Origin of the sequence: Mycobacterium helveticum (assembly GCF_007714205.1) — a bacterium.
GTDB classification, from domain to species: domain Bacteria; phylum Actinomycetota; class Actinomycetes; order Mycobacteriales; family Mycobacteriaceae; genus Mycobacterium; species Mycobacterium helveticum.
Genome location: NZ_VMQU01000114.1, coordinates 1 through 17,643, shown reverse-complemented (window position 1 = coordinate 17,643; position 17,643 = coordinate 1). Strand labels below are relative to the sequence as shown.

17 protein-coding genes and 1 pseudogene are annotated in these 17,643 nt (G+C 71.0%); 6 read left to right on the top strand and 12 right to left on the bottom strand.

Going from position 1 to position 17,643, the window contains the following annotated elements; translation table 11 throughout:
- Nucleotides 1–672: PE family protein (locus FPZ47_RS21385; RefSeq protein ID WP_145039580.1), on the bottom strand; the 672-nt coding region annotated here is incomplete at its 3' end.
- A 233-nt stretch (nt 673–905) separates the two neighbouring features.
- Between FPZ47_RS21385 and FPZ47_RS21380 the strand changes: the two genes are divergently transcribed.
- Entirely contained in the window at nt 906–1,301 is a 396-nt protein-coding gene (locus FPZ47_RS21380) for a nitroreductase family deazaflavin-dependent oxidoreductase (RefSeq protein WP_144954876.1), read from the top strand.
- 155 nt (nt 1,302–1,456) lie between these two features.
- Here FPZ47_RS21380 and FPZ47_RS21375 read toward each other — a convergent pair.
- Both FPZ47_RS21375 and FPZ47_RS30910 read right to left on the bottom strand, forming a co-directional pair.
- Nucleotides 1,457–2,794 (bottom strand): annotated as a pseudogene (locus tag FPZ47_RS21375) (amino acid permease); the annotation flags it as partial.
- An 87-nt stretch (nt 2,795–2,881) separates the two neighbouring features.
- Nucleotides 2,882–4,570, bottom strand: a complete 1,689-nt coding sequence (locus FPZ47_RS30910; RefSeq protein WP_144954879.1) for a glycine/sarcosine N-methyltransferase — start codon at nt 4,568–4,570, stop codon at nt 2,882–2,884.
- Between the two features lie 411 nt (nt 4,571–4,981).
- On the opposite strand from FPZ47_RS30910, the gene FPZ47_RS21365 reads away from it, so the two are divergent.
- Entirely contained in the window at nt 4,982–5,854 is an 873-nt protein-coding gene (locus FPZ47_RS21365; RefSeq protein ID WP_144954882.1) for an alpha/beta hydrolase, read from the top strand.
- A 226-nt stretch (nt 5,855–6,080) separates the two neighbouring features.
- Here the strand turns inward: FPZ47_RS21365 and FPZ47_RS21360 are convergent, their stop codons facing one another.
- Both FPZ47_RS21360 and FPZ47_RS21355 read right to left on the bottom strand, forming a co-directional pair.
- Entirely contained in the window at nt 6,081–6,770 is a 690-nt protein-coding gene (locus FPZ47_RS21360) for an Rv0518 family GDSL lipase (protein WP_144954885.1), read from the bottom strand.
- A gap of 155 nt (nt 6,771–6,925) precedes the next feature.
- The gene (locus FPZ47_RS21355; protein ID WP_144954888.1) at nt 6,926–8,158 is read right to left on the bottom strand and encodes an acyltransferase family protein; all 1,233 of its coding nucleotides are present in this window, start codon (nt 8,156–8,158) and stop codon (nt 6,926–6,928) included.
- 383 nt (nt 8,159–8,541) lie between these two features.
- Here FPZ47_RS21355 and FPZ47_RS21350 point away from each other — a divergent pair, with 383 nt between their 5' ends.
- The gene (locus FPZ47_RS21350) at nt 8,542–8,982 is read left to right on the top strand and encodes an STAS domain-containing protein (protein WP_168209528.1); all 441 of its coding nucleotides are present in this window, start codon (nt 8,542–8,544) and stop codon (nt 8,980–8,982) included.
- Here FPZ47_RS21350 and FPZ47_RS21345 read toward each other — a convergent pair whose 3' ends face one another.
- From FPZ47_RS21345 to FPZ47_RS21315, 7 genes are all read right to left on the bottom strand, one after another.
- The gene (locus tag FPZ47_RS21345; protein WP_144954891.1) at nt 8,983–9,276 is read right to left on the bottom strand and encodes a hypothetical protein; all 294 of its coding nucleotides are present in this window, start codon (nt 9,274–9,276) and stop codon (nt 8,983–8,985) included.
- Nucleotides 9,273–9,824, bottom strand: a complete 552-nt coding sequence (locus FPZ47_RS21340; protein WP_425461824.1) for a DUF3093 domain-containing protein — start codon at nt 9,822–9,824, stop codon at nt 9,273–9,275. Before FPZ47_RS21340 ends, FPZ47_RS21345 begins: the two co-directional genes overlap by 4 nt.
- 13 nt (nt 9,825–9,837) lie before the next feature.
- Nucleotides 9,838–10,821, bottom strand: a complete 984-nt coding sequence (hemB, locus tag FPZ47_RS21335; RefSeq protein WP_144954894.1) for a porphobilinogen synthase — start codon at nt 10,819–10,821, stop codon at nt 9,838–9,840.
- A 109-nt stretch (nt 10,822–10,930) separates the two neighbouring features.
- Nucleotides 10,931–12,604, bottom strand: a complete 1,674-nt coding sequence (locus FPZ47_RS21330; protein WP_144954896.1) for a bifunctional uroporphyrinogen-III C-methyltransferase/uroporphyrinogen-III synthase — start codon at nt 12,602–12,604, stop codon at nt 10,931–10,933.
- A gap of 42 nt (nt 12,605–12,646) precedes the next feature.
- On the bottom strand, nt 12,647–13,594 hold the full coding sequence (gene hemC / locus FPZ47_RS21325) for a hydroxymethylbilane synthase (protein ID WP_144954915.1): 948 nt from the start codon (nt 13,592–13,594) through the stop codon (nt 12,647–12,649).
- 13 nt (nt 13,595–13,607) lie between these two features.
- On the bottom strand, nt 13,608–14,987 hold the full coding sequence (locus tag FPZ47_RS21320; protein WP_144954899.1) for a glutamyl-tRNA reductase: 1,380 nt from the start codon (nt 14,985–14,987) through the stop codon (nt 13,608–13,610).
- Between the two features lie 108 nt (nt 14,988–15,095).
- Complete coding sequence (locus FPZ47_RS21315) at nt 15,096–15,365, bottom strand: glutaredoxin family protein (protein ID WP_144954902.1); 270 nt, start codon at nt 15,363–15,365, stop codon at nt 15,096–15,098.
- A gap of 83 nt (nt 15,366–15,448) precedes the next feature.
- On the opposite strand from FPZ47_RS21315, the gene FPZ47_RS21310 reads away from it, so the two are divergent.
- From FPZ47_RS21310 to FPZ47_RS21300, 3 genes are all read left to right on the top strand, one after another.
- Complete coding sequence (locus tag FPZ47_RS21310; RefSeq protein ID WP_144954904.1) at nt 15,449–15,757, top strand: WXG100 family type VII secretion target; 309 nt, start codon at nt 15,449–15,451, stop codon at nt 15,755–15,757.
- Nucleotides 15,750–16,040, top strand: coding sequence for a WXG100 family type VII secretion target (locus tag FPZ47_RS21305; protein WP_144954907.1), 291 nt, complete (start codon nt 15,750–15,752; stop codon nt 16,038–16,040). The genes FPZ47_RS21310 and FPZ47_RS21305 overlap by 8 nt, the downstream gene beginning before the upstream one ends.
- A gap of 4 nt (nt 16,041–16,044) precedes the next feature.
- Nucleotides 16,045–17,643: WXG100-like domain-containing protein (locus tag FPZ47_RS21300; RefSeq protein WP_486813346.1), on the top strand; the 1,599-nt coding region annotated here is incomplete at its 3' end.

Below are 17,643 nucleotides of genomic sequence, written 5' to 3'. Positions count from 1 at the left end.
GCCGCCGGGCATGCCACCCGTGCCGGTCAGGCCGCTCCCGCCGTTGCCCCCCGCGCCGCCGGCGCCGCCGGCGCCGAACAGCAACCCGCCGCGACCACCGGCACCGCCGGCGGCCCCGGCAACCCCGGCGCCGCCGTTGCCGCCCGCGCCGCCGGCGCCGCCGTTGCCGAACAGCAACCCGCCCGCGCCACCGTTGCCGCCGGCCTGGCCGGGTGCACCCGAGCCGCCGTTGCCGCCGTTGCCGAACAGGATCCCGCCCGCGCCACCGGCGGCCCCGCTGCCCGCCGCCGCGCTGGCTCCGTTGCCGATCAGTGGGCGTCCCACCAGCATCTCGGTGGGCGCATTGACCGCAGCCAGCACGTCGTGCCCGACGGTCTGCAACGGGGCGACGCCGGCCGCCTCGGTAGCGGCGTACGCACCGGCACCGGCACTCACCAGCTGCACGAACCGCTGGTGAAACGCCGCCGCCTGCGCGCCGAGAAGCTGATAGCGGCGTCCGTGGTCGCTGAACAACGCCGCAACGGCCGCAGAGATCTCGTCGCTGCCCGCGGCCGCCACGGCTGTGGTCGAGGCCGACGCCGCCGTGTTGGCCTCCCTGATCGCGGACCCGATGTTGGTCATGTCCGCCGCCGCGGACAACAACAAATGCGGTGAGACCGCCAAAGAGGACACGCCGGACTCCGTCCCGCCTGCACGGCGATGAAGATGGTTGCGATGACGAATGATTCGGTCCTCCAAGAATACTGGCGCGCGTCGGCCCGCGCAGGTTTTTAGCAAGACTCACGTTCGCGCCGGCCGCGGGCCCCGGCCGGCGCAGCGAAACCGGCGACGAAGCAACGTCAGCCCGATTGCCGGGCCGATCGCCGGCGTTGAAATCGACAGCGCACCCCGAGTTGGATGATGGTGTGCAACTCCCCGAACGCCTCGCCCGGTTCAACCGGCACGTCACCAACCCCGTCCAGCGCATGTGGGCCGGCCGGCTGCCGCCGTACGCCCTCGTCGAGCACGTCGGCCGCCGCTCGGGCAAGCCGTACCGCACCCCGGTGAGCGCGTTTCCCACCGGCGTGGACGGCAGAGCCGGCATGGCGATCGTGCTGACCTACGGCCCGGACCGCGACTGGCTGAAGAACCTCACCGCGGCCGGGGGCGGGCGGATGCGCCGGGCCGGCACGACGTTCGGCATCACCGAACCGCGCGTGGTGTCCCGGACCGAGGCCGCCTCGCAGGTGACCGGCCGGTGGCGGCGGGTCGTCGCCCGGCTGCCGTTCGAACAGGCGGTGCTGCTGACCCGGACCCCGTGAGACGGCCCGCTGCGCATCAGCGCGATCCTCGAACGGGCGGTCGGGCTCGGCGCGCCCCGGCTGACGCCGCCCTGCGCCCACTTCGTCAAGCCCCCCAACGTTTTCCGGCTCCGGTCGGAGGGGGCGCATGCGGAAACACCCGTCGCCGAGGTCTGCCGCCCGCGCCGCCACCTGGCGACGAAGTGCAGCGCCACCACGACGGCCCAGGACAACAGGCCCAGCCAGAACTGGCTGCGCGCCGACGGATCGAACGCCATGCGCGCCAGGACCGCGACAAGCCCCGCCACGGTCAGCAGCGACAGCACCGGGAACAGCCACATCCTGACCCGGAGCCGCCCGGGTGGCGTCCGGCGGCGCAACACGATCTGGGACAGCGCGATCAGCACGTAGACGAACAGAACGATGGCGCCCGAGGAGTTCAGCAGGAAGGTGAACACCGTGCGCGGCGCGAGCCACGACATGACCACGCACCCGAAGCCCACCGCCGAGGAGCTCAAGATGGCCAGCGCGGGGACCCCGCGCGAGCTGATCTTGACCATGCGGGCCGGCGCCTCTCCCCGGGTGGCGAGCGTGAACAGCATGCGCGAGGAGGTGTACAGGCCCGAGTTGAGGCAGGACAGCACCGCGGTGAGCACCACCGCGTTCATGAACTGGTCGGCGCCGGGAATTCCCATGTGCCGCAGCGCGGCGACATACGGCGAACCACCGGGCTGCACGGCGTTCCACGGCAGGACCACCACGATCACGAACACCGAGCCCACGAAGAAGATGCCGATCCGCGCCAGCACGGAATTCATCGCGCGCTGCACCGCGCGCTCGGGGTCGCGGCTTTCGGCGGCGGCGATGGTGACCACCTCGGTGCCGGTCATGGAGAACACCACCACCACGATCGCGGTGAAGATCGCACCCACACCCTTGGGGAAGAACCCGCCATGGGCGGTGAGGTTGGAGAAGTCCATGGGGTGGCCGGGCACGAGCCCCAACGCGTAGGCGGAGCCCAGGAGCATGAAGGCCACGATGGTCGCCACTTTGATTCCGGCGAACCAGAATTCGAATTCGCCGAAGGACGACACCGAGAACAGGTTCGTCGCGGTCATCAACGTCATCAGGCACAGCGACGTCAGCCACAGCGGGGCGTGGATCCAGTAGTTGACGACTTTTCCGCCGGCGACCGCCTCGAACCCTATGACGATCACCCAGAAGTACCAGTACAGCCAGCCGACCGAGAACCCCGCCCAGCCGCCCAGGGCCTGCGCCGCGTAGTCGGCGAACGAACCGGTCACGGGGTTCGCGGCGGCCATCTCGCCGAGCATCCGCATCACCAGGACGATCAGCGCGCCGCAGAGCGCGTAGGTGAGGAACACGGCGGGGCCGGTGGCGCGAATGGCCACGCCGGACCCCACGAACAACCCGGCGCCGATCACGCCGCCGATGGCGATCATGTTGAGCTGCCGCTGCGACAGCCCCCGGTGCAGTGCTGGTTGGGTGTCGATGACGTCGCCCTTCCGCAAGCTGAGGAGTTCACGATACCGGCCGGCGCGGCGGCGTGCGCCGGGCGCGCACCGCCGCGCCGGTCGGACTCAGCGGGGCTTACGGAAGTGCTGGATGCCCCAGGCGAGGTGGCCGTCGTCGGCCGCGCTCACCCAGTTCTTCAACCCGACCTGCATGTTGTCGAGGTACTCCGCCGAGGCCTTCTCCTCGAGTTCGCCGCGGCGGGCCTCGAGCTCCTCGAGCACCCGCTGGTAGTGGGTGCGCAGGTTGCCGACCAGGTCGACCTGGCCGACCACGTCGAAGCCCACCGCATGCGCGGCTTCGCGGTAGAAGCGCATCGAGCCCAGGTCCGACAGGTTCAACCGGTCGTAGACGGGTTGCAGCACCCCGTCCGGCACGTCGTCGGCCTGCATCGGGTCGGTGAAGATCAACTCGCCGCCGGGCTTGAGCACCCGGAACGCCTCCTCGAGCACCGTGCGGCGGTCGGCGGCGTGCAGGATCGCGTCCTGCGACCAGACGACGTCAAAGCTGGCGTCTTGGGCGGGCACGTCGTCGAAGCTGCCGTGCAGCACCCGGACCCGGTCGTGCAGCCCGGCGCGGCGGGTCTTGTCCCGGTTGGTCTCGTTCTGCACCTCCGAGAGGTTGAGGCAGGTGACCGAACAGCCGTACACCTCGGCGAGGTGCCGCGCGGATCCGCCATAACCGGAGCCCAGGTCCAGCACGGTGGTGTCGCCGTCGATTTTCGGCAGCCGGCGGATCATCCGGTCCGCGGTCTCGATGCCGGCGGCCCCGATGTCGCGGGTGTTCTCGTAGCAGCCGACGTGGATGTCCTCGCCGCCCCAGACCATCGAGTAAAACGCGTCGGCGTCGGCGCTGTCGTAGTAGGCCTCCGGCTCGCCGTTGCTGTGGGACCGGCCCGTCGCGCTCTCGGGTCCCTCGCCCCCGTCCCCGTGGAGCGATTTCTCCGCGACATGGACGAAGAAATCGGGCTCGGTGTCCTCATATGTCTCCTGAAAGTCGCCGTAGGTACGCACGGTCGTGAATCCCGCTTCGAACATCAGGCGGCGAACGTAAGACTTCCGCAGGGGGAACATATTCAATGTGTATTCGGCACCGTCCGGGAACGTGTATTTGAAACGCGCCAGACCGTCGTCGACGTACTCCGGTTCGGCCGAGACCTGGTCACCGCAGTAGTAGTATTTGTGTTTCGACTTGAAACCGTGGTCGAGTATTTCGTCGTAATTGCGCTGATCGAGGATCAGAATTCCGTCGTGGCGCAACGCGGCATAGAATTCGGCCAGCGCCCGGCGACGGTCGTGCTCCTCGTGCAGGTGGGTGAAAGAGTTCCCGAGACAGATGATGGCGTCGTACTTGCCCTGGATGCCCCGGTTCAGCTCCCGCCAGTCGGCCTGCACGGTCCTGATGATCAGCCCGCGCTTCCGGCCATTCTCAAAAGCCTTGGCCAGCATCGCCGCCGAACCGTCCGCGCTGGTCACGTCGAAACCCGCCTGGGTCAGGCGCACCGAGTGGAAGCCGGTGCCGGTGGCGACGTCGAGGACGTGGTGCTTGCCGCGTGCGCGCAGGACATCGACGAAAAAACGTCCCTCGGATTCGGCGCGAGCTTCCCAGTCGATCAGTTGGTCCCATTTTTCGACGAAACTCATCACATACTCGGCGCGATAAAGGCCGGTCTCGCGGTCCGACAACGGGTCATCGCCGTACATTTGATCGTGTAACTCGAGTTCTGCATTCTCCTGCGGGGCGGATATACTGGTCATCTAATCCTTTCTTCCACGTCGCCCGCCGCAATCTGCAACTCGGTGGTGCGTGCGGTGCGCCTACGGTCACGGAATGCGCCGCCGCCCGCCCCCGAGCCGTGAGCGAACTCAATGCCGGCGCTTTCCGTCGAGCAAAAGCGACGTGATCCGGGTAGAGCCCCATCCGTGCCACTTCACACGCGGACCGTCCGCACGACCCGTCGCTCTCACACCGGCACCCGAGTCTACCCATAGCTACATGCAACTGTGAACCACGGTCACAATGACGAATGGGCAAAGCCCGCGGGCGGGGGTCGGGCGTCGCGGCCCGGCGGACACCCCGGGGGCGAATGTCACCCTTTCGTGACCGCTTCATCACGAAAGCGGTCACGCGGCGTGCCTGGTCGGGCCCAGCTCGGCCGGCGCGGCATCATGACGCGCGTGGCTGAGGTGAATCGCCGTGCGCTGCTGCGCATCGGCGCCGGTGCCGGCGCGGCCGCCGCCGGCGTCTGGGCGCTGAGCGCGCTGCTCGACCCGCTGCAACCGCAGGCGGCGCCGCAGCCGCGGGCCCCCGCACCGTTCGAGCCCTCGACCGCGGGCACCACCCTGCCGACCAGGCTGACCGGCTCGTTCGTCTCCGCCGCGCGCGGCGGCATCAAGACCAACTGGGTCGTGGCCCTCCCGCCGGGCCAGACCGGACCGCTGCGGCCGGTGATCGCCCTGCACGGGGTGGACGGCGACGCCAACCAGATGCTCGCGGTCGGCGTCGAGAACGGGCTCGCCCAACTGGTCAAAGCGGGCCGCCCGCCGTTCGCGGTGGTCGGCGTGGACGGCGGCAACACCTACTGGCACCAGCGGGCATCGGGCGTGGACTCCGGCGCCATGGTGCTCGACGAACTGCTGCCGATGCTGACCTCGATGGGCATGGACACCTCCCGGGTGGGGTTCATGGGCTGGTCGATGGGCGGATACGGCGCGCTGCACCTGGGCGCCCGGCTGGGCCCGGCCCGCACGGCCGGGATCTGCGCGATCAGCCCGGCGCTGTTCACCTCGTTCGCCGACAGCGATCCCGGCGCGTTCGACAGCGACGACGACTGGGCGCAGAACGGCGTGCTGGGCGTGCCGGCGCTCTCGCAGATCCCGCTGCGGGTCGACTGCGGCACCTTCGACCGCTTCGCCCCCGCCACCCGCCAGTTCGTCGCCCAACTGAAGGCACCGCCGTCGGGCAGCTTCTCGCTGGGCGGCCACGACTTGTTCTATTGGCGCGGGCAGCTGCCCGGCGAGTTGGCCTGGCTGGCGGCCTAGCGAACGGCCGGAACGCGCAATGAACTCCCCGAGACGAGCGAACGTCTCACCAGTGAAAGGGTTTTGAATGACGGGGTTTTGGAGGTTTCCCGGATGACACCGCTGCTGCTGGTCTGCATCGCGGCCGCCACGCCCCTCATGGGAGCCGGCCTGGTCGGGCTGCAGGAACGCCTGGAGCGGTGGGACTACAACCGGCACGCGCAGGACTGACGCGCCGGCGCACGGCTCACCGGGGCAGCTGCATGCGGATCAACGGGGCGATCTTGTCCGCCAGGTACTCGTGCCCCGCGTCGGTGGGGTGCACGCCGTCCGGGCCGATCAGGTCGGGCCTGCCGACGAACCAACGGTCGCCGATCGGGTCGACGAAGGCCGCCCCGACCGCGCGGGCCTCGACGTTGAGCACGTCGCGGATCTGCAGGATGGCCTCGGGCACATCGGCGGTCGGCCACGGCGGCCCGATCACCAGCAACCGCGCCGCCGGCGCCAGGCGCCGCGCCAGCTCGAAGGTGTCGTGCGACCTTGCGGCCAGCATCCCCGGATCGGCGCCCTGGTCGTTGCGCGAGCCGAAGAACACCACGAGTGCGTCGTCGGGCTGGACCGCCAGCGCGGTCAGGTCCCCGAAGACGCTGCCGTGATCGCCGAGCACCACGTAGCCGGCTCTGCCCTCGGCCGCCACGTCGGGGGCGATGCGCACGCCCTGCACGGCCAGGGTCCGCCACACCCGCGCGGTCCACGAGTACGGGCCCAGGCCGCCTTCATCGGTGCCGGTCGTGTAGGAGTCGCCGATGACCGCGACGCGGTAGGGCCAGGTGTCGAGGGTGTCGTAGGCCCGCACCCGCGCCGGCTGCGCCACCTGCCCGAACACCACACCGAGCACGCACGCGAGGCCCACGACGACCGTGGCCACCCGACCCACTGACACCTCCACCGTGAACGGCCCCACCTGAGGGCACCCCCGAGCGCCGCGCCCGCACCAACGAAATCGTACGAACAAACCGGCCCCGAATCGCCGTCAACGCGCGGCGCGCATGTCGTCCGGGGCACGGCCGGCCCAACCCGGTTGGCCGCCGCTCACACCGCCCGCGCCGAAACCGCTTCCCGCGCGCGGTCGATCTGGCGCACCTTGCCGGTACCCGGCGCGCCGGACCCGGTACCCGGCCGGCCCGCACCGGTGCCGACCATCCTGCGCATCCAGCGGCGGCCGGGTTCCTCGACGACGTGATACAGCAGGGCCGCCGCGCCCACGGCGATCGCGAGCAGGCCGACGACGTTGTATTTCCAGGGGAAGTCCCCCAGCGTGAGCTCGAACTGCTCCACGGCCCATCCCCACGCGGTGTGCACCAGCTCGTGCACCATGTACAGGCAGAAGGAGATCTTGCCGCCGTACACCAGCAACCGGGTGGACAGCAGCCGGGGCAGGCTGCCCACGCCGACCGCCAGCGTGCTGACCAGCGGGACGAACAGCACGTCGACCACGCCGCCGCTGTCGGTCACCCCGGAGATGGGGTGGGTGTCGAACCAGTACAGGGCGCCCACCATGGCGACGGCGATCAGCAGGGACAGGTATCCGGCCCCGCGCCGGGCACGATCGGTCAGCCGCAGCCTGCGCACGGCGGCACAGGCCAGCGCGCCCGCGGTGAACTGCGTGACGATCCGCGGCAGCCAGCTCCACGGGGTGTAGAACTGGCCGCTGACCAGCAGCAGCACTATCGGCGGCAGCGTCGCGGCGCACGCCAGCACCATCAGGCTGCGCGCCCGCGTGGCGTGCGTCATCCGGAAGATCACCAGGACCAGCGCACCGAACAGCACGTACGCCAGCCATTCCGCGCTGATCGACCAGGCCGGCCCGTCCCAGCTCGAGCCGTCGAAGAACGGCTGAAACCACAGCTGCACCATCAGGACCTGGCGTAGGTAGCTGGTCGCGGTGAAGTCGGCGACGTCGGGCGAGGGCACGTGGCCGACGTGCAGGGTGAAGATCACCCACAGCGCGGCCAGGTGCAGCGTGACCAGGTACACCGGCCACACCCGGGCCAGCCGCAACCACAGGAAGTGCGCGGTGGCGCGCGCCGACCACGTCCGGCCCATGCGGTCGAGGTAGTTCCACGCCAGCACGAACCCGCTGAGGATGAAGAACAGGTCGACGCCCTGCGCGCCGCAATTGAGCACCGGCGCCAGCGCGTCCAGAAAATCGGGCGAGGCGTCGGCCAGCATCGGCCGGAAATGAAACAGCACCACCCACACCGCGGCGACGATGCGGAGCCCGGTGAGAGCCTTGATCTCGCCCTTGATCTCTCCGGTGCGCACGATGCTCTTTCCGTCGGGACTGTGCTGTTCGCCAGCCGATTGCCCAACTCCTCCGCACGCCGCCGCAGCGCGCGCATGCCTTTTCCAAGCCCCCCGACCCGGCAACCGACAGCCCTGGCAGCCTAACAGCGGAATCGCCGTGCCGGCGTGAGGGCCGTCGGTGCGGCCCCCTCAGCCCGGCCGGGGCGCCTCGTGGCCGCTGGCCGGCACCCGAAACCGCCATTTCCCCCGCTTGACCCACGTCTTGACCCGCTTCTTAGCGAAGAGTTAGACGCGGTTGTCGGTCTCCTTAATTTGGCGGGTAACCGTACTACTAGCAGGCTTGGTCGGCGTCGACTCGGCCGCCAGGGATTTCTTGCGGACCACGCAGAATGAGGATGCTCATGACGATCGCAGACATCAGGACTCGACAGGGGAACAGCACCTTCGCCTACGGCGGCGCGCAGCTGCGGGCTTACTGCCGGCACCTGGCGACGGTGGTGACCATCCGGGGCGAGCTCGACGCGGGCAACGCCGATCAGATCGGCGAACACCTCCGGCGCTTCGTTCTCGGCGAGAGCCCTGTGGTGCTCGACATGAGCGAGGTGCATCGTTTGGGCGCGCCCGGTCACGCCCTGCTCGCCGCGCTGGACGAGCAGTGCCGCGCCGCCGGGCTGGAATGGGTGCTGGTCGCCGGCCCCGCGGGCACGGACGTGCTCGGCGACGACGGGGCGCAGGCACGGTTCCCGATCGCGGACTCGGTGCGCCAGGCGCTGCACCACCTGGCCGACGGCATCGCCGGGAGACGCCAGCTGATGCTGCCGCTCGTCCGCAAGACCGCCTAGCTAGGAGGGTTCGCCCCGCCGGCCGACGCCCTCGTGCGCGCCGCGGCGCGCACGCAGCGCCCGGGCCAGCCCCGTCACGATCAGCACCCCGGCGGCTGTCACCAGCACCAGGGTCAGCAAGAGCAGTTGGGGGTCGTAGACCAGCGACGTGGTGACGGGCTGGCCGTCGGCGATCGGGGCGACCCGCTGGGTGTGACGGGCGTGCGTCCAGCTCAGCCCGGCGCTCACCAGCGCGGCGCAGGCCAGGCCCAGTTCGATCAGCGCCCGGCAGGGCGCCCGGTGTCGCGTGCTCACCGCGCCGGACCGGTGTCGTCGTCGCGGTCGGCGGTGACCTCGGGGGGTTGCACCCGCTCCTGGACCAGCGGGGTCAGCGCCGCCCGCAGCTGACGGTGCCCCCGCGCCCACGCCTGCGCCGTGCGGCCCCCGGTGAGCTTGAGCCCGATGCCGATCCGGCCGCGCGGGACGCCGACCAGTTCGCCGAGCGCGCGGGCCGACTGCCACTTCGCCAGCTCCTTGCCGGACTTCTCGTGGTTCTCGGGTTCTGGATAGACCCTGAGGATCTCGCGTACCAGCAGAGTCTCGGTGCCTTGGCGCAGGGCGTCTTCGGTGAGCTCCACCGAGACGTGGATTCGCGCGGCCTTCACCTGCAACGCCACGAACGCCGACACCATCACCAGGAAGATGATCGGGGTCAGCAGTTGCACGCCGGCACCGCTCCACACCTCGATCAGGATCATCGACACCGCCGCGAACGGCCCGGCCAGCACCCAGTACCAACTGGCACCGGGTTCGTAGAACAGGCGCTTCGCGCCGGTGCTCCTCGCCGATGCCTTCGATGTCACAGCACGCCCCGTCTCACGAAAGCCAGGCCGCCGCTTCGGCGGCCCAGTAGGTGAGCACGATATCGGCTCCGGCGCGCCTGATGCTGGTCAACGACTCCAGCGCCGCGGCCCGCCCGTCGATCCAGTCGTTCGCCGCGGCGGCGCGGATCATCGCGTACTCCCCCGACACCTGGTAGGCGGCCACCGGCACCGGCGAGACGCCGGCCGCCGCGGCGACCACGTCCAGGTAACCCAGCGCGGGTTTGACCATCACGATGTCGGCGCCCTCGGCCAGATCCAGTTCGATCTCGCGCAACGCCTCCCGCGCGTTGCCCGGCTCCTGCTGGTAGGTGAGCCGGTCCCCGGACAGGCTCGAGCACACCGCCTCGCGGAACGGGCCGTAGAACGCCGAGGCGAACTTCGCGGCGTAGGCCAGGATCGCCACGTCGGTGTGGCCGGCGGCGTCCAGGCCGTCGCGGATCGCGGCCACCTGGCCGTCCATCATCCCGCTCGGCGAAACCACGTGCGCACCCGACTCCGCTTGGGCCACAGCCAGTTCGACGTAACGGGCGACGGTGGCGTCGTTATCCACCCGGCCCCGGTCGTCGAGGACGCCGCAGTGCCCGTGGTCGGTGAACTCGTCCAGGCACGTGTCGGCCATGAGCACGGTGGCGTCGCCGAGGTCCTTGGCCAGGTCGCGCAGGGCGACGTTGAGGATGCCGTCGGGGTCGGTGCCGGCCGACCCGGGCGGGTCCTTGTCCTCGTCGCGCGGCACGCCGAACAGCATCAGCCCGCCCACCCCGGCGGCGACCGCCGCGGCGGCCGCACCGCGCAGCGACTCCCGGGCGTGCTGCACCACGCCCGGCATCGACGGGATGGGCCGCGGTTCGGCGATCCCGTCGGCGACGAACATGGGCAGCACCAAATGCCTTGGTTCCAAGGATGTTTGCGCCACCAGGCGACGAAACGCGGGGGTGGAGCGCAGCCGGCGCGGACGCTGCCGCGGGTAGCCGCTCATGACGACGTGTGGCAGCCGCGAGCGTGCGCGCAATGCCGGTCCCGACGGCGTGTCGGTGTGCAGACACGCTCCCCCGCAAGCGGGAGGTACCCCCAGCTCGCGCTCGCCACTAGCGCCTGCGGCTCTTTTTGCGCGGCGGCGGCAGCGCCCCCTCGGCGCGCAGCCGGGCGGCGTGCTCGGCCAGGGCGTCCACCAGCGGGCCCACCGCGGCGATCTCGGGCTGCACGTCCACGCGCAGACCGAACTCCGCGGCCGTCTCGGCCGTCTTGGGGCCGATGCAGGCGATGATGGTCCGTGCGTGCGGCTTGCCGGCGATGCCCACCAGGTTGCGCACCGTGGAACTGGAGGTGAAGCACACCGCGTCGAAGCCGCCCGTCTTGATCATCTCGCGGGTGGCCGCCGGCGGCGGCGCGGCCCGCACGGTGCGGTACGCGGTGACGTCCTCGATCTCCCAGCCACGGTCGCGCAGCCCCTCGGCGAGCGTCTCGGTGGCGATGTCGGCGCGCGGCAGCAAGACCCGGTTCACCGGGTCGAAAATGCTGTCGTAGGGCGGGAATTCGTCCAGCAGGCCGAGCGAGGACTGCTCCCCGGCGGGCACCAGCTCGGGGCTGATCCCGAACGCGCGCACCCGGTCGGCCGTCTGCTCGCCGACACAGGCGATCTTCACCCCGGAGAACGCGCGGGCGTCCAGGCCGAACTCGCCGAACTTCTCCCACACCGCGCGCACCGCGTTGGTCGAGGTGAACACCACCCACTGGAAGCGGCCGTCGACCAGGCCCTTGACGGCCCGCTCCATCTGGGCAGGACTGCGCGGCGGCTCCACCGCGATGGTCGGCACCTCGATCGGCAGCGCGCCGTAGGACGTCAGCCGCTCGCTCATCTCGCCGGCCTGGTCCTTGGTGCGGGGCACCAGCACGGTCCAGCCGTAGAGCGCGCGGCTCTCCCACCAGTTCAGCTTCGCCCGGTTGCTCACCGTCTTGCCGATGGTGACCACCAGCGGACCGGTTTGGGACTCCCGGCCGTTGACGCCCGGCGGGCCCGGGGCGTCGATGCCCGCCAGGACGGCCGGATCGCCCAGTTCCTGCAGCGTGGTTTCCACCGAGCGCTGCTGGCAGGTGGTGCCGTAGGCGGTCACCACGCACGGGGTGGTCTCGGCCAGTTCGTGCTCGATCAGCGTGCGGGCGGCCTCGGGCAGGTGCGAGGCGGTGGCCTGCAGGATCAGCGGGCCCGGGGCCGCGGCCAGCGCGTCCCAGTCGACATGTGGGTCGCGCACGTCGGCAACGGTGTGCGCCGAGCCCAGCGGGAGCCCGGCATAGGTCGGGACCGCGCTGGCGGACGACAGGCCGGGGACGATCTCGACGTGCAGGTGGGTGCGCGCGACGGCGTTCACCTCGGTGATGACCGCGTCGAGCGTCAGCGGATCGCCGGCGACCAGCCGCACCACGTCGGCGCCGGAGCGGGCCTCGGCGGTCAGCGTCTTGGCGACCTCGGCCGGCTCGCCCAGGGCAGGGCGGATGTCGGGAGCGCCGGGAACCACCGCGGGGGTGGCCGGGGCGTGATCGCCGTCGGCGTTGCCCGCCGCCGGGTCGGCCGGCGCCGGGCCGGACACGGGCGGCAGGTCCTTGCCGATCAACGCCAGTACCGGCTCGGGCACGTCGGGATCGGTGAACACCAGGGCCGCGTTGGCCAGCACCGCGGCGGCCCGCGTGGTCAGTAGCCCGGGGTCGCCCGGGCCGGAACCCACGAAAGTGATGCGGCCCGGCCTTGGCTTACGCCCTCGCATGCTTGTTTGGCGAGTCATTGTCGCTCCCACTTCACTCTCGACTCAATTTCCTTGCGCCGGATCCGCCCGCGCACCGCGCATCAGTTCCCGGGCGCCCAGGTCGAAGAGCTCCCCCGCGACCGAGAGCCCGAGCTCCCGTGCCCGACCGGGATTGCCGATGCCGGACGCGCGGATCACGTCGGATCCGTCCAGCGCCGCCACGCAGCCGCGCAGCGACAGCTCTTCGAAGACGCGGCCGTCCTCGTCGATGGACTCGACCACCTCGGCGATCGCGCCCACCGGTGCGGAGCAACCGGCCTCCAGTTCGGCCAGCAGGGCTCGTTCGGCGGTGACCGCCGCGCGCGTGTCGGCGTCGTCCAGCCCGGCCAGCACCGCCACCAACCGGCCGTCATCGGCGCGGCACTCGACGGCGAGCGCGCCCTGTGCCGGTGCGGGCAACATCTGTACCGGCTCCAACGTCTCGGTGACATCGTCGAGGCGGCCGAGCCGGGCCAGACCGGCCCGGGCCACCACGACGGCGTCAAGATCACCACTGCTTACCCTGTTCAACCTGGTATCTAGGTTGCCTCGTAGGGGGCGGATTTCCAAACCGAGACCCAATGCTCTAAGCTGCGCGGCCCGCCGCGGGGACGACGTGCCCACCAGCGACCCCGTGGGCAACTCCGCGAGCACCAGCCCGTCGCGGGCCACCACCGCGTCGCGGGGGTCGTTGCGCGGCGGGATCGCCGCGATCGTGAACCGCGGGTCGTCGGCGGTCGGCAAATCCTTGTGCGAGTGCACCGCAGCGTCGACGCGGCCGTCGTCGATGGCCTCGCGCAACGCGGTGGTGAAGACGCCGACCCCGAGGGTGTCGATCGGCGCCGAGGAGCGGTCGCCCGCCGTGCTGATGGTCACCAGTTCCGCGGGATGGCCGAGGGCGATCAGCGCGTCCCTGACGGTCGCGGCCTGGGTGGTGGCCAACAGACTGCCCCGGGTGCCTATCCGGATCACGTTCGCCAATCGGCTACTCGGCGGACTGCTGCGGGGGACCCGCGTCGAATCCGCTTGCCATGACCCGCAATTCGCCGGCGGCGACGGCGGCTACGGAGTCGACGGCGGTCGGGTCGAGTTCGAAGAGTTCGCGGAGCGCCTCGGCGTAGCTGTCGCCGCCGGGCGCGCTGGCCAGCTGCCTGATCCGGACGGTGGGGGCGTGCAGCAGCTTGTCCACCACCCGCCGCACGGTGCGGGCCACCTCCTCGCGTTGGGCGCTCTCCAGGCCGGGCAACCGGTTGTTCAGCCGCAGCAGTTCGGCCTCCACCACGTCGGCGGCCCGCTGGCGCAACGCCGTCACCGTCGGGGTGACCTCGGCCATCCGCTGTCCCGCCAGGTAGGCGGCGACCTCGGCCGCGACGATGTGGCGGGCGGCGTCGACGTCGGTGGCCGCGGCGTGGGCCGAGGGTTCGTGCTGGACGCGGTCGACGTCGACGACCCACACCCCGGGCAGACCGGCCACCGCGGGGTCGACGTCGCGGGGCATGCCCAGGTCGCAAATCACCAACGGGTGGGTGGTCTCGTCACGGTGCGACGCGGCCAGCGCGTGGTGCACGTCGGCCAGCGACACGACCGGGCTGACGGCCCCCGTGCAGCTGACCACGACGTCGGCGTGCGCCAGCGCCTCGGGCAGGCTTTCCAGCGGCAGCGCCTCGGCGTGCGCGCCCGATTCGCGGATCTTGCGGGCCAGCCGCTGAGCCCGCGACAGCGAGCGGTTGAGCACGTGGATGCGCCCGATCCCGGCCCGGGTCAGATGCGCCGACGACAGCGCGCCCATCGCCCCGGCGCCGATCACCACGGCGGTCTCGCCCGCCAGCCCGCCCAGCCGGCGTTCGGCCAGATCCAGGGCGACCGAGACGACCGAGGCGCCCGCGGCGTCGATGCCGGTTTCGGAGTGCACCCGCTTGCCCACCGACAACGCCCGCTGGGCCAGCTCGTGCAGGACCCGGCCGACGGTGCGGTTGGCTTCGGCGCCGGCATAGGCGCGGCGCACCTGACCGAGTACCTGCTGCTCGCCGACCACCGCCGAGTCCAGGCCGCTGGCCACGGCGAAGAGGTGCTCGACGGCGGCCTCGCTGTAGCGCACGTAGGCGAATTTGGTCAGGTCGGCCATCGACATGCCGGAGTGCTCCGAGAGCACCTGACCGATCACCGCCAACCCGCCGTGGAAGGCGTCGACCACCGCGTAGACCTCGACCCGGTTGCACGTCGAGAGCACCATCGCCTCGGTCACCAGGGGGGATTGCAGCATCTGGTCGACGATCTTGACCTGATCGGACTCGTCGATGCTGAGTTGTTCCAGGACGGAGACCGGCGCACTGCGGTGCGAAACCCCGAAAAGCAGGATGCTCACGGCAGCATCACCTGGCCAGCTCCCTTGCTCGGTCAGCTACTGAAGTTGACATCCACGGTAGTCGGTTCACAGGTGGGCTACCAAATAACTGCCCGGCGACCAGCGCGGTCAGGGGGAGAGATCCGCCCGCAGCCTGGGCTCGTCGATGTCGAAGTAGCTGTGCTCGCGGCCGTCGAGCAGGATCACCGGCAGCCGGTCGCCGAACTCGGCCCGCAGCCCGGGGTCACCGGCCGCGGCCGCGGCGTCGACGTCGGTCATCGACAGATCGAAGCCCAGCTCAGCGGCCAGTTCGGCGAGCCGCTCGCCGACGTGCACGCACATCGCGCACCCGTCGCGGGTCAACAACCGCACCTGCCGGCGGCTCGGGGACTGGGTCATGCCCGCCAGTGTGTCACCGGCGGCGGGGCGCCCGACGGGCCGCGTGAATTGTGGGACCGCCGGGCACTGGCTAGGTTGCCGCTATGGCCGACGACACAGTCCGCGTCGACCCGCTGGCGATGCAGGGGGCCGCCGCCTCGCTGGGCGGTGCCGCCGAGCACCTTTCGGCTCAGCTGACCGATCTCGACGACCAGGTGGGTCAGATGTTGGACGGCTGGCGCGGCGCGTCGGGCAGCGCGTACAGCTCGGCGTGGGAGCTGTGGCATCGCGGGGCCGGCGAGGTGCAGGCGGGCTTGTCGATCCTGGCGCGGTTGCTCGACGAGGCGGCGTCGGGTTACCAGAGCAACGAGGCCGGGTCCGCCCGGGCGGAGCGGGCGGTGCGCGGTGGCTGAGGCGTTCGCGGTGGACCCGGAGGCGCTGACCGAGGCCGTGCAACGGATGGCGGCATTTCAGCGCTACGCCGAGGACATGATCACCGAGCTCGATTCTCGCGTGACGCGTCTGCACGCGACCTGGTCTGGCGCCGCTGCCGCCGCCCACGCCGAGGCACACCAGCACTGGGAGCGCGGCGAGGCGATGATGCGGGAGGCGCTCGCGCAACTCGAGAAGGCGGCCACGACAGCGCACGGCAACTACACCGGGGCGATGTCGACGAATCTCGGCATGTGGTCGTGAACCGATGGCGCCGCTGGCGTGTGACCCGACGGCTCTAGACCGCGCCGGTGTCACCGTGGTGGACACCGGTGTTTCGTTGGGATCGGTGATTTCGGCGGTGACCGCGGCACTGGCCGGCAGCGCCGGCATGGCCGGTGACGATCCGGTGGGCGCGGCGTTCGGTCACAGCTACGACCAAGCCGCCGCGAAATTGATCGAGGCGATGGCCGGCACCCGCAACGGGCTGTGCAGCATCGGCGACGGCGTGCGGGTGTCGGCACACAACTACGCGCTGGCCGAGGCGATGTCGGATGTCAGCGGCCGGGCCGCGGCCCTGCCGACGCCGCAGGTGACCGGGCCGTTGATCGTGGGCTCGCCACCGCCTTCTGCGGTGGGCGCCGGGAGCGGCGCCCCCGCCGGTTGGGGCTGGGTGGCGCCGTATGTCGGAATGATCTGGCCCAGTGGCGATTCGGCGAGATTGCGGGCCGCCGCGGCGGCGTGGACCACCGCGGGCGCCAACTTCATGGCGGCCGAGACCGCGGCGGGCGGCGGAACGATGGCCGCCATCGCCGCCCAGCAGATCCCGGAGGGCGCCGCCATCGACAAGGCGTTGTCCGATGCCGCCAGTGCCACCACCGACATCGCACGGCAATGCCAGACGGTCGCCGCACAGCTCACCGGCTACGCAGCCGAGATCGACCAGGTGCGCGCGGCGATTCTGGATCTGTTGGCGCGCATCTGTGACCCGCTGACCGGGATCAAAGAGGTCTGGGAGTTCCTGACCGACGAGGACGAGGACGAGATCAAACGGATCGCCGACGACATCCGCACGGTGGTCGACAACTTCGCCCGCGAAGCCAGGGCACTTGCCGGCCAGATCGACGCCACCGTGTCCGCGGCCGCCACGGCGGCAGCGGATATGGGCCGCTGGGCGGGCAAGGAGTGGGACCACTTTCTGCACGGCACCGCGGTCGGCAGGGCCGTCAATCAGGTGGGCCAGGTCCTCAAAGGCGTCGGCGAAGAGGGATATGGATTCGCCAAGGGGCTCTGGGAATTCAGCCCGAACCGGCTCCAAACCGATCCGGTGGGTTACTTCAGAGACCTGGCCGGCAAGGTTTCCGGGGAAGCACCGCTGGTCGGTCTGGGCCCCGACGGCGGGCCCGGAGTGGCCGAATCCTGGAAGGCGCTGGGCAAGGATGTCATCCACTGGGACGAGTGGAGCACAAACCCGGCCGAAGCGCTCGGGAAGACCCTCTTCGACGGGGCGACGTTGGCGGTGCCGGGCGGGCCGCTCTCGAAGCTGGGCAAGGTGGGGCGCGACGCCGCCGACGCGCTCAAGGGCTTGCGCAAGCCGCCCCTGCCGGAGGTTACCGAGGCGCCGCCAGTCAAGGCTCCGGCAGAGCCACCGGCGACCGGCCCCAAGCCGCCGGAAGCGGGCGCACCCGCAGCCCCGGCCAAGCCGGCACCGAGGCTCGCCGACGGTCCCCTGCCGCACAGCCCGACCGAATCCAAACCGCCCGTCGCCGAGAAACCGGCCGCGGGTGAGCCGCCCAGACCGGCCACGCCGCACGAACCCGGAGGCAAGCCGGCGGTGCCCGCGCCGGCAGAACGGACGCCCCTCCCC

Excerpts from the sequence above, each read along its gene's own strand:
- FPZ47_RS30910 (WP_144954879.1), bottom strand. The coding sequence starts at position 4,570 with ATGACCAGTATATCCGCCCCGCAGGAGAATGCAGAACTCGAGTTACAC.
- FPZ47_RS21365 (WP_144954882.1), top strand. The coding sequence starts at position 4,982 with ATGACGCGCGTGGCTGAGGTGAATCGCCGTGCGCTGCTGCGCATCGGC.
- FPZ47_RS21350 (WP_168209528.1), top strand. The coding sequence starts at position 8,542 with ATGACGATCGCAGACATCAGGACTCGACAGGGGAACAGCACCTTCGCC.
- hemB (WP_144954894.1), bottom strand. The coding sequence starts at position 10,821 with ATGAGCGGCTACCCGCGGCAGCGTCCGCGCCGGCTGCGCTCCACCCCC.
- FPZ47_RS21330 (WP_144954896.1), bottom strand. The coding sequence starts at position 12,604 with ATGCGAGGGCGTAAGCCAAGGCCGGGCCGCATCACTTTCGTGGGTTCC.
- FPZ47_RS21315 (WP_144954902.1), bottom strand. The coding sequence starts at position 15,365 with ATGACCCAGTCCCCGAGCCGCCGGCAGGTGCGGTTGTTGACCCGCGAC.
- FPZ47_RS21310 (WP_144954904.1), top strand. The coding sequence starts at position 15,449 with ATGGCCGACGACACAGTCCGCGTCGACCCGCTGGCGATGCAGGGGGCC.